The following is an 11,266-nucleotide window of genomic DNA, read 5'->3' on the forward strand; positions in this document are numbered from 1 at the left end:
CGCGTCGGAAGAGGTCACCAGCTCCCGCAGCGGATACCGGGCCAGCACCGCCTCCACCCCGGGCGCCAGCGCCGCCTTCAGGCGGTCGTGCACCGACAGGGAGTCGTCGCCGAGGGCGAGCGCGGCGGCCGACACCAGGTTCCGGTCCGGGCCCTTGGGCACCCCGGCAGCCGCGCGCTCGTACAGCTCCGCGCCCTCCTCCAGCACCAGACCTGTGTCGATCCCGGCCGGCACCTTGACGGCCGCGGTGTGCCGCCAGGACGCCAGCGGATGGCTCCACGCCTCGACCCGGAAGGTCCAACGGCCCGTCACGTCCGGCGTGACCTCAGCGCCCCAGCGGTCGCTGCCGGGAGACAGCTCCCGCATCGGTGTCCACGGGCCGCGGCGGCCCCTGGGATCGCGCAGGACCACATTGGCGCCGACGACGTCGTGCCCTTCGCGGAACACGGTGGCGGTGACCTCGAAGGTCTCCCCGGCCACCGCCTTCGCCGGGCGCCTGCCGCACTCCACGGCCGGCCGGACGTCACGAACCGGTACACGGCCGATCGCCGGGGTCCTGCGCATGTGTTTCACCTCCGCCGTGCGCGAAGCCGGGCACCGCCCGGCTTCGCGATCCGAGTGACGGACCGACTCCTGATCGGTCCGGTGGGGGAACGCCTTGTACGGTGCCAGGTCAGGAGCTCGGCGCTGTGGAACGCCGCTCCGGTGGCGGCGCTCTTCTGGCCGCCCGGCGCGGTTGCGGCCGTCCGTCCTGCTCGCGCAGGTAGCTGACCAGGCTGGTGCGCAGATAGCGCTCGGCGGCGTCAGCGGCCTCGCGAGCGCAGCGCTTGCCCATCAGAACGCACAGCGTGTACCCCGAGTCCTCGAAGGTGGCCCGGACCGTGCGGTCGTGGGGCGAGGCGAGCATCACGCGCTCCCACGCCCGGTAACGCCGCAACTGCCGGGCCACTTCGGCCTTGGCGGGTAGCAGCATCGCCCTCTTCACCTTCCACGCTCTCGACTGGGCGCGTTCCCGACGGTCGGGTGATGTCCGTGCGCGGGGAGGCACGGCACCGTTACGGCGATCGAGGCTTTCACTTATGGTGCACGCGCGAACACGCAACGTCTTGTTGGACCTTCAACGATTGCGGGTGTCGGGTGCTCGTGTTGCACGAATGGCGTAGTGCCCTCACTGTGGAAGTGACTCAGGAGCGATGAACGCTCACGCTGTGTGTCCGGGATCCCTCCCGGACGGGGCGAGGGGAGCGAGAGCTTCGCCGGTGAGGAGCAAGCGACGATGAAGACCGCAGTGCCCTGCTACTACCACCTCGACGTGGAAGTCAGCCCGGAACGGGTGGGACAGGTCAGCCGCATCCTGGCCGCCCACCTCCGCTACTGGGACCTCGAGAGCCTCGAGGCCCCCGTCTGCCGCGGCGCCGAACTGCTGCTGCGGGCGATCGACGAGCACGCCACCGACAAGCGCACCTCCATCGAGATGTGGTGGAACGGCCAGCACCTGATCACCGCCTTCGGCGACGACGACCCCGATCTGCGCCCCGACCAGGACCTGCGGGCCTGCCTGGCCGACATCGCCGCGATGAGCGACGGCTGGGGATGCTGTGCCTCGGAGACCGGCAGCAAGATCATCTGGTTCTCGCAGCGGGCCCGCGCGGGCGAGCGCGTCCCACTGGTGCCCGTCGCCCCCGAACCGACCCTGCGCACGGACCTGAAGGTGCCGCGCGACGAGCCCGTGGCCCTGCTGGCCGCCCGGGCGCCCGCCGGTGCCGACGCCCTGGAGGGCAACCGGTGACCGCCCGCAAGGCCCGTGAAGGGGTGTCCGTGTGGAGCGGGCACCCCTACCCGCTGGGTGCCGCGTTCGACGGACAGGGCACCAACTTCGCCCTGTTCAGCGAGGTCGCGGAGCGTGTGGAGCTGATCCTCGTCGACGACGCCGGCACCGAGACCCCCGTCCCGCTGCACGAGGTCGACGCGTTCGTCTGGCACTGCTACCTGCCGGGCATCGGCCCCGGGCAGCGGTACGGCTACCGGGTGCACGGCCCCTGGCAGCCCGCGCTCGGCCACCGGTGCAACCCGGCGAAACTGCTGCTCGACCCCTACGCCCGCGCGGTGGACGGCCAGATCGACAACCACGCCTCGCTGTACGAGCGCACCCCCGACGGCCCCTCCCCGGCCGACAGCGGTGGGCACACCATGCTCGGCGTGGTCACCGATCCGTTCTTCGACTGGGGCGGCGACCGCCCACCGCGGAAGCCGTACGCGGACTCGGTGATCTACGAGGCGCACGTGCGCGGGCTGACCCGCGCCCACCCGGACGTCCCCGAGCGGCTGCGCGGCACCTACGCGGGCCTCGCCCATCCCGCGGTGACCGGGCACCTGACCTCGCTCGGCGTCACCGCGGTGGAGCTGATGCCGGTCCACCAGTTCGCCCAGGACGGGATCCTGCGGGACCGCGGCCTGTCCAACTACTGGGGCTACAGCACCATCGGCTTCTTCGCCCCGCACAACGCCTACGCCGCCTTCGGCACCCGGGGTGAGCAGGTCAACGAGTTCAAGGCGATGGTGAAGGCGCTGCACGCGGCCGGCCTCGAAGTCATCCTCGACGTGGTCTACAACCACACCGCCGAGGGCAACGAGAAGGGCCCCACCCTGTCCTTCCGGGGCATCGACAACGCCTCCTACTACCGACTGGTCGACGGCGACTGGGCGCACTACTACGACACCACGGGCACCGGCAACAGCCTCCTGATGCGGCACCCCTACGTGCTCCAGCTCATCATGGACTCGCTGCGGTACTGGGTCACCGAGATGCACGTCGACGGCTTCCGCTTCGACCTCGCGGCGACTCTGGCCCGGCAGTTCCACGAGGTGGACCGGTTGTCGGCCTTCTTCGACCTGATCCAGCAGGACCCGGTGATCAGCCGCGTCAAGCTCATCGCCGAACCCTGGGACGTGGGCGAGGGCGGCTACCAGGTGGGCAACTTCCCGCCGCTGTGGTCGGAGTGGAACGGCAAGTACCGGGACGCCGTACGTGACTTCTGGCGTGCCGAGCCCGGCTCGCTCGGCGAGTTCGCCTCCCGGCTGACCGGCTCCTCCGACCTCTACCAGCACAGCCGGCGCAGACCGCGGGCCAGCGTCAACTTCGTCACCGCGCACGACGGTTTCACGCTGCGCGACCTCGTGTCGTACAACGACAAGCGCAACGAGGCCAACGGCGAGGAGAACCGGGACGGGGAGGGCCACAACCGGTCCTGGAACTGCGGGGCGGAGGGCGACACCGACGACCCGGCCGTCCTCGAACTGCGGGCCCGCCAGCAGCGCAACCTGCTGGCCACGCTGCTGCTCTCGCAGGGCATCCCGATGCTCTGCCACGGCGACGAACTCGGCCGCACCCAGCGCGGCAACAACAACGCCTACTGCCAGGACAACGAGATCTCCTGGGTGGACTGGGACCTGGCCGACGAGCAGCGCGCTCTCACGGACTTCACCCGGCGCCTGATCGCCCTGCGCGCCGCGCACCCGGTGCTGCGCCGCCGGCGCTTCTTCCGGGGTGAGACCGTCACCAGGGCCAGCCAGCCGCTGCCCGACCTGATGTGGCTGCGGCCCGACGCCCGCGAGATGACCGACCGGGACTGGCACCGCGGCGACGCGCACTCGGTCGGCGCGTTCCTCAACGGCGACGCCATCGCCGAGCGCGACTCCTACGGACGCCGCATGACCGACGACTCCTTCCTGCTGCTCGTCAACGGCTACTGGGAGCCGGTCGGCTTCCGGCTGCCCGAGGCCTCCTTCGGCGAGCGCTGGACCACCCTGATCGACACGGCCGACCCGGAGGGCGTCCCGGACGAACGCGAACACAAGGCCGGCACGAGGCTCCGCGTGGAGGCGCGGAGCCTGATCCTGCTGTCGCGCCCCTCTCAGGCGGCGAACCGGAGATCCCGGACGGCGGGCCGGACCGCGGGCCGGGCGGCGGCCGCCGGAGGGGCGGGCACCGGCCGTGGGCGCCCCGCCCGGAGCGGGACCGTCCGGCTCAGGGAGCGCGGTGCGAGGTGACCGTGAACTGCGCCCCGTCCGGGTCCCGCAGGATCGCCTCCGTCTCGTCCTCCTGCAGCACGCTGCCCCCGTGCTTCTCCGCCGCCCGGGCGCAGCCCGGCACGTCGGACACCGCGAAGTGGATCTGCCAGTGCGGCCGTACCGAAGGGTCCGGCGCCGCCTCCACCGCGCCCGAGTCGATGCGCGCGACCGCGTCGCCCTGGCTGCGCAGCACCACCTCGCCGCCCTCGTACCGGACCTCGCAGCAGCCCGGTACCCCGGACGCCCAGTCGAGGATCTCGCCGTAGAACAGCGCGGCGTCGAAGGCGTCACGGGTGTGCAGCCGGATGAAGGCCGGAGTGGCCCGCCGCCAGGCCTCCCAGTTGGAGACCAGCTCGCCCTGCCAGATGCCGAAGGTGGCCCCGTCCCGGTCGGCGAGCAGCGCGGCCCGGCCGGGCGGGAAGGACAGCGGGCCGACCGCTGCCGTACCGCCGCGTTCCCGTGCCCGGGCCACCGCCACGTCGGCGTCCGGCACGGCGAAGTACGGGGTCCACGCCACAGCCATCTGCCACATGGCGGCCACGGCGGCGATCCCGGCCACCGGCACCCCGTCCGCCAGGGCGATCCGGAAGTGCTCGCCGAGTTTGGCGCCGCGCCAGCGCCAGCCGAAGACGGCCGAGTAGAAGTTCTGCGTGGCCTCCAGGTCGCGGCTGGTCAGGCTGACCCAGCACGGGGCACCGAAGACGGAGTGGGTGGAGACGACGTCTCTGCGCCTCGGCGCCTTGCCGTTCGCCGCGTCGCTGACGGGGGTCTCGTGGTTCATGGCAGTCGCGTCCTGCTCTCGGGGCCCGGCGGCCACCGCTTGTGCATCAGTGTCCAACGGGAGGGGGATCGGACGCCTGCCGAGTACCCCGGGTGGCAGGGGGGCAGGCCGCCCGCGCACGATGGGAGCATGGGAGCGAGCGAACCGGAGCGGATCGCCGAGCTGCAGGCGCAGGTCGACCAGTTGAAGCAGGCCATGGTGTCCCACGCGGTCGTCGACCAGGCGATCGGGATGATCGTGGCGCTCGGCCGGGTGACCCCCGAACAGGGGTGGGAGATCCTCAAGGAGGTCTCCCAGCACACCAACATCAAGCTGCGCAACATCGCGGAGCTGATCCTCATCTGGGGCCGCCGGGGCGAGATCCCCGAGGACGTCCGCGCCCGGCTGGAGGAGGCTCTGGACCGGTACGGTCCCACGCAGGTGCCGGAGGCCGCGCGGGAGTGACGCCCCTGGACGCCGGCCGCGGCGCCGGAGGCGGCGTTCAGCGGAGTTCCGCGCGGGCCTCGGCGAGCAGCTCGTCGCGCAGCCGGTCGAAGCAGCCGCTGAGCAGTCGCGAGACGTGCATCTGCGAGATGCCGAGCTGCTGCGCGATGCGGCTCTGCGTCATCCCGCGGAAGAACCGCAGGTAGAGGATGGTGCGCTCGCGCTCGGGCAGCGCCTCCAGGCAGGGCTTGACCGCCGCCCGGTCCACCACCAGGTCGTAGCCGGGATCGGGGGCGCCGAGGGAGTCGCCGAGGGCGTAACCGTCCGTACCGGCCACCTCCGCGTCCAGCGACAGCGCCGAGAAGCACTCCAGCGCCTCCATGCCGGTGCGCACCTCGTCCTCGCTGAGGCGCGTGTACGCGGCGATCTCGGCCACGGTGGGCGCCCGCCCCGACGTCGTCTGCGCCAGCTCCTTCGTCGCGGTGCGGACCCGGTTGCGCAGGTCCTGCACCCGGCGGGGCACGTGCAGGGTCCACATGTGGTCGCGGAAGTGCCGCTTGATCCCACCGGTGATCGTGGGCACGGCGTAGGCCTCGAAGGCGCGGCCGCGCTCGGGGTCGTAGTGGTCCACGGCCTTGACCAGGCCCAGCGCGGCCACCTGGTAGAGATCCTCCAGCGCCTCCCCGCGGCCGCGGAAACGCACCGCGATCCGCTCCGCCATGGGCAGCCACAGCCGGACCAGCTCGTCGCGCAGCGCCCGGCGGTCAGGACCGTCGGGCAGCTTGGCCAGCCGCTCGAAGGACTCTCTGGTGTCGGGGGCGTCGTCGTGGGGGTGGGGCTTCGTGCTGCCGGTGACACGCATCGTGCGCACCTCTCTCAGCAGGTGCTGGGTGGACAGACACCGTGGGAGGTGCACTCGGACTCTGGACGGGACACACCGGGGTGTCCGGCGGCGCCGGCTCCCACGGACGTGCCTCCTCTCCGAAGCACTCCCGTTCACCTTCCCGCTCGTGGCATATCAAAACAATCGCGGACATATAGGATCATACCGATCGGCTCGGTCGTGATGCCCGCTGATCTTGAGGTGACGTGATGTGCGGCACGCGCCGTCTGCTGCCGGAGGCGGATGTGGAGGGATTCTTCCTGCGCAGCGCTTGATCACCGATCAAAGCGGGTGAATTCCCTGGCCACAGCGCATTCCGCTCATTTGACAGTGCGCTCGGCGCACAGATAGACAGCAGCTCGAAAGTCGAGAGGGGCACTGTGTACGAGCCGAACGTGGTCGGGGACTGGCAGGAGTACGACGAGCATGCCGGTCTGCGCGTCCGCGTCCACCGCCTGGAAGCGGCCGAGCCCCCGCGTGGACGCGACGACGCCGCCGCCGGGCTGACGTACTTCAGTGTCCGGGTGACGGTCGAGAACCGCGGCACCCGCCACTACGGCATCCATCTGGAGGACGGTCAGATCGACGTCCGGGTCGGCCCCGACGGCGAGGGCGCCTTCATCGACTGGCGCAGTTCCCAGTTCATCGAGGGCTTCGACGTCTATCCGCTGCGCCGGGCCACCGCCGTGCTCTACGCCGCCGCGCCCGAGGCCGCCCTCGCCCATGTGGACGTGCAGGTGCAGCTGCGCGTCGACGAGGAGTGGGCCGACCGGCGGCTGTGGGCGGGCGGCATCGGCCTCCTGGAGGCGGCCCCCGCGGCCGCTCCCGCGGGCACCGGTCAGGGCAGCCTGGCCCACCAGGTCAGTGCCTTCCTGAAGGACCAGACGGAGCCCGGTACCGCCTGACGCGAGCGGCGGCGGGGTCGCGGGGTCAGTGCGGGATGCCGTCGATGATCTCCCGTGCGCCCTGCCGCAGCAGCGCCACCGCGACCGAGGTGCCGAGAGTGGCCGGATCGAGCCGGCCCGCCCACTCGTGGGCGTTCAGCCGGATCTTGCCGTCCGGGGTGAAGACGCAGGCCCGCAGCGAGAGTTCGCCGCTGCGGTCCACGTGCGCGTAACCCGCGATGGGGCTGTTGCAGTGTCCCTGCAGCACGTGCAGGAACATCCGTTCGGCGGTCGCCTCACGGTGGGTGTCCGGGTCGCCGAGCCCGCTGACCGCGTCGATCAGGTCGGCGTCGTCCTGCCGGCACTGCAGGGCGAGGACGCCCGCGCCGATCGGCGGCATCATCGTCTCCGGGGACAGCACCTCGCTGATCACGTCCGTCCGGCCGATCCGCTCCAGACCGGACACCGCCAGCAGCAGCGCGTCCGCCTCCCCGGCGGCCAGCTTCTCCAGCCGGCGGTTGGCGTTGCCGCGGAACGGCACGCACTCCAGCCTCGGGTGGGTGGCGGCCAGCTGGGCGGCGCGGCGTACCGAGGAGGTGCCGATCCGGGTGCCCGACGGCAGTTCGTCCAGGGTCAGCCCGCCCGGGTGCACCAGCGCGTCCCGGATGTCGTCCCGCTTCAGGAACGCGGCGAACACCGTCCCGGCGGGCAGCGGCCGGTCGGCGGGCACGTCCTTGACGCAGTGCACCGCGAGATCCGCCTCCCCGGCCAGCAGGGCGGCGTCCACCTCCTTGGTGAACGCCCCCTTGCCCTCGACCTTCGACAGATCGCCGAGCCACTTGTCGCCGGTGGTCCGCACCGGTACGACCTCGGTCCGCACGCCCGGGTGCAGTACGGCCAACTCGGCTCGGACGCGCTCCACTTGGGCCAGAGCCATGGGCGAGTCGCGGGAGACGATACGGATGAGTTCCGGCACAGACATGGGGGACACGATAGACCCTGCGGCCGCATGGCCCCGGCCCGTCCGCGGCTAGCCGAAGCCCTCCGGCACGTCCGCCGCAGACTCCTCGGGGGTGAGGTCCGGGCGCAGCCGCAGCCAGGACGGCTGGCGCAGCATCCCGGACCGCGTACGGGTGCTGTAGGCGACCTCGCCCACCAGCCGGGGCAGCACCCACTGGGCGCCGGCGACACGCGGGACGGGATCGAACGGGCACCGGTCGCTCGCGATGGCCCGCAGCAGCCCGGCCAGCTCGGTCCGCTCCGCCTCGCTCCAGCCGGTGCCGACCCCGCCGACGTACCGCAGCCGGCCGCCCGCGCGCTGACCGGCCAGTACCGCGCCGGGCAGCCCGGTCAGCCGGCCCCTGCCGGGCAGCCAGCCGCCGACGATCACGTCCTCCGCCCGCATGTTCCGGATCTTGACCCAGGCGCGGGAGCGCACCCCCGGCTCGTACACCGAGTCCAGCCGCTTGCAGACCAGGCCCTCCAGGCCGTGCTCGCGGGTCGCCGCCAGCGCCTCGGCGCCGTGCCCGGTCACCGCGCGCGGCGTCGACCAGTGGGACCCGGCCAGGCCCAGCTTCTCCAGCCGCGCCCGCCGGCGCAGGTACGGCAGCCGCACCAGGGGTTCGCCCAGGTACGGGATGTCGAACAGCACCAGGTGCACCGGCACCTGGGCGGCCCGGCGGGCGGCGCGCGCGGGGGCGTGGGTGAGCCCCATACGGCTCTGCAACAGCTGGAAATCGGCCCGGCCCCGCGCGTCCAGGGCCAGCACCTCGCCGTCCAGCACCGCGGGCGTGGTGCCCAGGGCGCCGCCGAGCGGCCGGAGTTCGGGATAGGCGCCGGTGATGTCCTCGCCCGAGCGGGCGCGCAGCAGCACGCTCCCGTCACCGGCCAGGTAGGCCATCACCCGCTGGCCGTCCTGCTTGGTCTCGTACGCCCACCGCTCGTCCTGGGCGGCGGGCGGCAGCCGGCCGGGGGTGGCGAGCATCGGCGGGATGAGAGGCAGGGTCACGGCTGTCACGGCTGAAGGTCTCGACCGCTCCCGGCGCCCTCACGCGCCTTTCGCCGCCGGTTCCCCTGAACGGCCGGGCGATGGCGGGGGAGGAACGAGGCGAGCAGGAAGGCGAGGGCGGCCGCGCCCGCGCCGCGGGCCGGGACGACCTCGAAGCCGTCGCTGCGGGCCGGGACGACCTCGAAGCCGTCGCCGCGACCTCGAAGCCGTGCTGCGACGGGCAGCGCGTGGCCGCCGAGGCCGACCGTCATCTGCGCCAGGATCACGCCGGCGACCGCGCCGGCCACCGAGGCGCCGATGGGCCGTGTCTGGCCTCGCCGGCGCTGCGGCAGGCCCTCGTGGGGCTCGACCGCACCCTCCCGGAGGTGCCCCCGGCCGTCCGTGCCGAACGGGGCCGGACGGTCCGGCTGCTGATCCTGCACACCTGCGCAGAGCGGAGCGGGCGCTCGCCGAGGGCACCCCGACCCCGCGCGCCACCCGGAGCGAGGCCGCCACGGGGCTCGCCGACGCGATCGCCGGACTCTGGCCGGCCCCGGACGGCCGGCCCGCGCCGAGCGCCGGACGCCCGGAGCGCGCCGGCGCCGGGCGGCAGCTGCCGGCCCGCCACTACCGTCGAGTAATATCCGGCGGCAGGTCACCAGAGGAGGAACCGTGCCCCGGTCCGAACGCTCACCCCTACTGCTCGCCGGCCTGCTGGCCACGGCCGGGATCGCCCACTTCGCCGCACCCCGCCAGTTCGACCACCTCGTTCCGCGGACCCTGCCCGGTTCGCCCAGGGCCTGGACGTACGGCAGCGGAGTCGTGGAACTGGCCCTGGCGGCCGGGGTCGCCGCGCGCCGGACGCGCCCCGTGGCAGCCCGGGCGGCCGCCGCGTTCTTCGTCGGCGTGTTCCCCGCCAACGTGAAGATGGCCGTCGACTGGCGGCACCGTTCCGCCCCCCAGCGCAACGCGGCCCTGGCCCGGCTGCCCCTGCAGGTGCCCCTGGTGCTGTGGGCGCGCGGGGTGGCCCGGACCGCGGAGGGACGGTCGTGACGGAGCGCGTCCGCACCGGGGACACGGTCGAGGACTTCGCCCTGCCCGACGAGACCGGCACCGTCCGCCGCCTCAGCGAGCTGCTGGCCGACGGCCCGGTCGTGCTGTTCTTCTACCCCGCCGCCCTGACGGCCGGCTGCACCGCGGAGGCGTGTCACTTCCGCGATCTCGCCGCGGAGTTCGCCGCCGTGGGCGCCCGCCCGGTCGGCATCAGCGGCGACAGCGTCGAACGCCAGCAGGAGTTCGCAGGCCGGCACACCCTCGGCATGCCGCTGCTGTCGGACCCGGACGGGACGGTGCGCGAGCGGTTCGGGGTCAAGCGGGGCTTCACCCTCGCCCCGACCAGGCGGGTCACCTTCGTCATCGACGAGGACCGCACGGTCCTGGAGGTGGTGCGCAGCGAACTGCGCATGAACACCCACGCCGACCGGGCGCTGTCCGTCCTGCGCGCCCGGCAGGGCTGACCCCGGCCGGCGCCGCCCGGCGCACCGGGACGGCCGGAGCGTCCGCCGACGGCGCACCGGCGGACGCCGGAGCACAGCCGGCCGGCGCCGGGCCGCCGTCGGTCACTTCCCGGCGCCGGCCGCCGCGACCTGGGCGAGGGTGCGGCCGGTGCGCACCGAACGGGCCCGCCGGGGATCCGGGGTCCCGTGCCCGTCCGCACGTGCCGGACCCTTGCGTACCAGCAGCCAGGCCTCCTCCCCGTCCGCACCGTCGCGGAAGCGGGTCAGCGCGTACTCGCCGCGCAGCTTCGTGCCGTGCAGCCGGAAGGTGGCGTGCCCGCCCTCCAGCGACTTGGCGAAGTCCACCGGGCGCCCCCGGCGGTCGTGGCTCAGCGGCTCGTAGGTGCCGCGGTCCCACACGATCACGGTACCGCCGCCGTACTCACCCTGCGGGATGACGCCCTCGAAGTCCTCGTAGTCCAGCGGATGGTCCTCCGTCGGAACGGCCAGCCGCTTGTCCCCGGGGTCGGTGGACGGCCCCTTGGGTACGGACCAGGACTTCAGGACGTCGCCGGCCTGGAGCCGGAAGTCGAAGTGCATGCGGCGTGCGTCGTGGATCTGCACCACGAAGCGCGGCGCCCCGCCCCCCGTCCGGACCGCCTGCCCCGACGGCTCGCGGGTCCGTCCGAAGTCACGCCTGCCGCGGTACGTCCCCAACCGGTCGTCCGATGCCACGTGCGG

At 73.2% G+C, this 11,266-nt stretch carries 14 protein-coding genes; 6 read left to right on the forward strand and 8 right to left on the reverse strand.

What is annotated here, in order from left to right; translation table 11 throughout:
* Positions 1-564, reverse strand: a 564-nt coding sequence (locus IE177_RS31085) for a maltotransferase domain-containing protein (RefSeq protein WP_190018799.1), incomplete at its 3' end; no start/stop codon positions are given.
* Between the two features lie 109 nt (positions 565-673).
* Complete coding sequence (locus IE177_RS31090) at positions 674-973, reverse strand: DUF5133 domain-containing protein (RefSeq protein WP_190018800.1); 300 nt, start codon at positions 971-973, stop codon at positions 674-676.
* 303 nt (positions 974-1,276) lie between these two features.
* On the opposite strand from IE177_RS31090, the gene IE177_RS31095 reads away from it, so the two are divergent.
* Both IE177_RS31095 and glgX read left to right on the forward strand, forming a co-directional pair.
* Positions 1,277-1,789, forward strand: coding sequence for a pep a2 (locus tag IE177_RS31095; RefSeq protein ID WP_190018801.1), 513 nt, complete (start codon positions 1,277-1,279; stop codon positions 1,787-1,789).
* The gene (gene glgX, locus IE177_RS31100) at positions 1,786-4,050 is read left to right on the forward strand and encodes a glycogen debranching protein GlgX (protein ID WP_229816346.1); all 2,265 of its coding nucleotides are present in this window, start codon (positions 1,786-1,788) and stop codon (positions 4,048-4,050) included. The genes IE177_RS31095 and glgX overlap by 4 nt, the downstream gene beginning before the upstream one ends.
* On the opposite strand, the gene IE177_RS31105 is transcribed toward glgX, so the two are convergent.
* The gene (locus IE177_RS31105) at positions 4,028-4,852 is read right to left on the reverse strand and encodes a VOC family protein (protein WP_190018802.1); all 825 of its coding nucleotides are present in this window, start codon (positions 4,850-4,852) and stop codon (positions 4,028-4,030) included. The genes glgX and IE177_RS31105 overlap by 23 nt on opposite strands.
* Before the next feature lie 129 nt (positions 4,853-4,981).
* On the opposite strand from IE177_RS31105, the gene IE177_RS31110 reads away from it, so the two are divergent.
* Positions 4,982-5,296 (forward strand): ANTAR domain-containing protein, encoded by a 315-nt coding sequence (locus IE177_RS31110; RefSeq protein WP_190018803.1) that lies wholly within the window; start codon positions 4,982-4,984, stop codon positions 5,294-5,296.
* Positions 5,297-5,333: 37 nt separating this feature from the next.
* Here the strand turns inward: IE177_RS31110 and IE177_RS31115 are convergent, their stop codons facing one another.
* Positions 5,334-6,137, reverse strand: coding sequence for an RNA polymerase sigma factor SigF (locus tag IE177_RS31115; protein ID WP_190018804.1), 804 nt, complete (start codon positions 6,135-6,137; stop codon positions 5,334-5,336).
* Between the two features lie 401 nt (positions 6,138-6,538).
* Here IE177_RS31115 and IE177_RS31120 point away from each other — a divergent pair, with 401 nt between their 5' ends.
* Positions 6,539-7,063: a hypothetical protein gene (locus IE177_RS31120; RefSeq protein ID WP_190018805.1), complete on the forward strand. Its 525-nt coding sequence runs from the start codon at positions 6,539-6,541 to the stop codon at positions 7,061-7,063.
* Between the two features lie 25 nt (positions 7,064-7,088).
* Here IE177_RS31120 and hemC read toward each other — a convergent pair whose 3' ends face one another.
* The 3 genes from hemC to IE177_RS31135 are packed head-to-tail and all read right to left on the reverse strand — an operon-like array spanning position 7,089 to position 9,472.
* Entirely contained in the window at positions 7,089-8,024 is a 936-nt protein-coding gene (gene hemC, locus IE177_RS31125; protein WP_190018806.1) for a hydroxymethylbilane synthase, read from the reverse strand.
* A 48-nt stretch (positions 8,025-8,072) separates the two neighbouring features.
* Positions 8,073-9,050, reverse strand: a complete 978-nt coding sequence (locus IE177_RS31130) for an ATP-dependent DNA ligase (protein WP_229816351.1) — start codon at positions 9,048-9,050, stop codon at positions 8,073-8,075.
* Positions 9,051-9,055: 5 nt separating this feature from the next.
* Complete coding sequence (locus IE177_RS31135) at positions 9,056-9,472, reverse strand: hypothetical protein (RefSeq protein ID WP_190018807.1); 417 nt, start codon at positions 9,470-9,472, stop codon at positions 9,056-9,058.
* Positions 9,473-9,701: 229 nt separating this feature from the next.
* On the opposite strand from IE177_RS31135, the gene IE177_RS31140 reads away from it, so the two are divergent.
* Together IE177_RS31140 and IE177_RS31145 are read left to right on the forward strand one after the other, a co-directional pair.
* Positions 9,702-10,082 carry a DoxX family protein gene (locus IE177_RS31140; RefSeq protein WP_190018808.1) on the forward strand — a complete coding sequence of 127 codons (381 nt, stop codon included), beginning with the start codon at positions 9,702-9,704 and terminating at the stop codon, positions 10,080-10,082.
* A complete protein-coding gene (locus tag IE177_RS31145) occupies positions 10,079-10,546 on the forward strand; it encodes a peroxiredoxin (RefSeq protein ID WP_190018809.1) in 468 nt (155 codons plus the stop codon). The genes IE177_RS31140 and IE177_RS31145 overlap by 4 nt, the downstream gene beginning before the upstream one ends.
* A gap of 102 nt (positions 10,547-10,648) precedes the next feature.
* Here the strand turns inward: IE177_RS31145 and IE177_RS31150 are convergent, their stop codons facing one another.
* Positions 10,649-11,260, reverse strand: a complete 612-nt coding sequence (locus tag IE177_RS31150; RefSeq protein ID WP_190018810.1) for a DNA polymerase ligase N-terminal domain-containing protein — start codon at positions 11,258-11,260, stop codon at positions 10,649-10,651.
* Between the last annotated feature and the right edge of the window lie 6 nt (positions 11,261-11,266).

The organism is Streptomyces lucensis JCM 4490, assembly GCF_014650035.1.
Lineage (GTDB): Bacteria > Actinomycetota > Actinomycetes > Streptomycetales > Streptomycetaceae > Streptomyces > Streptomyces lucensis.